The sequence below is a fragment of the Pantoea sp. GD03673 genome (assembly GCF_029844725.1).
Classification (GTDB): Bacteria; Pseudomonadota; Gammaproteobacteria; order Enterobacterales; family Enterobacteriaceae; genus Pantoea.
On sequence record NZ_JAOCKJ010000032.1, the window covers coordinates 1 to 1,616 of the forward strand.

Annotated in this window: 1 protein-coding gene; it reads right to left on the bottom strand. The window is 55.0% G+C overall.

All coding sequences use genetic code 11. The features are described 5' to 3' along the window. Positions 1–473: 473 nt before the first annotated feature. The gene (locus N5J69_RS22130) at positions 474–1,466 is read right to left on the bottom strand and encodes a Hok/Gef family protein (RefSeq protein WP_159222844.1); all 993 of its coding nucleotides are present in this window, start codon (positions 1,464–1,466) and stop codon (positions 474–476) included. Positions 1,467–1,616 lie beyond the last annotated feature (150 nt).

A 1,616-nucleotide genomic window follows, 5' to 3' on the forward strand; every position in this document is an offset into this window, starting at 1 on the left:
AGCGGCCACGGCTTTTTGTGGCCAGTGAATGCGCGGGCGCACGCCCGCTGCAGGGGTTGACCTTGACGTTGCCATCAGACCCTAGCCGTCAGGCCCGGAACGCTTCGCGGTCCGGCGGAGCTTACCGGCACAGCCGGTTAGCGCAGTGGGGCTGACGACCCGGCAACGCCGGGGAGCCGGAGGTGGCCATCATGATGTTCATGACGTTGACCTTTATTGAAAGGAAACAGGAGAAGCAGCTGCAGCACAGCAGCAGAACAGACAGCAGCAGGAAGCCGCGAGAGAAGACGGTGAGACAGCATCCCGGAGAGAGAAAGCGCAGGCGAAGGGAGATGGCCGGTGCGTCAGCACCGGCTTTCCCCGGCCCGCAGGGCCGCCCGCTTTTCCGGCGATGCCCGATGCAGACACATATCTCTTTTCCTGATCGCTGACGTAAAAAAAGCCCCTGCCGGGGCTTCTTTCTGATAAGGCTTTTATACTGAATTAGTGAGCAGTGCCTCATAATCCACGGCGTCACGTTCTTCATCTGGATGTTCAAGGTCCGGGTGGACAAAACTTGCCAGTGCAGCAGTTACATCTGCATGTCCCTGCCAGGCGCTATCGACGATGCCTTTACCCGAATTTTCCGCTTCAGTGCGAAGCTGGCGCGCCGTTTCGTAGTTATCCCAGCCGCTTTCAAACCGCGCTTTATCCAGCAGTTTCTCCTGAGCCGCTTTAATGCGTTCAATCTCAGCGGGATCGATCACATGTTCATTCCAGCTCAGGTCAGCAGCATTACCAGTCAGAACAGTTTTGCCTTTTTCATCGCAGATGACGATAAGTGAAGGGCTGAAGCTGACAGGACCTAAGTCACGCCCGGATTCCTCGTCATAGTAACACTCACCATCTTCGCGGGGGTTCCATTCGCCTTTAACCCAGGTCGCTTTTGCCAGCTCCAGTGCCTCAGTGATTGTCCAGGTGCGCCCCAGATGCATACTGCTTTCTGTCCAGTACGTTTCTCCGTATGAGCTGTATTCTTCCCGGTACTCCATTTGTCCCCGCACATCTACGCTGAAAGGCTTAAGGCTTTCCTGAATATCTGCCAGACATTGCGCTTTTTGCTCTCTCGCCGCCGCACGCAATGCGTTTAATGATGGCAGCGCATCAGGTGACAAGGTCGGGTCCATCTCGTTGATCAGTGCATCGACTGCGCTCACCATTTCATATACAGCCGATGAATCTATGCCGCCCATTGCTGCCAGCACATCGATCCTGTCATGCGCTATCAGCGGGATATATGCGGATTCGTGCAGATCTTCATTCTCAATGCCGAGGCGTTGCAGCGCACAATACGCCATCATGTCGCCTTCAATCTGGGCTAGCTCAGCAAGCGCAGCTGTTTTACGTGTGAAGTAAATGGATTCAGGGGTTTTAACCCATGTTTTGGAAGATTCTGAAGCGGCGGTGTTGACGTTTTGTGTGTGCATGCTGGTTCTCCTCTCGGGTGGTTAAGTCATGTTTCGGTTAGTTCCTCGCGGCAAAGGGCTGAGAAGCAACGGCAGGCAGCAGATACAAGGGCGCCGCAGGCGTGCATTTCACCCTTGTATCTGATGAATGACGGTGCTTTGATTCGCCCG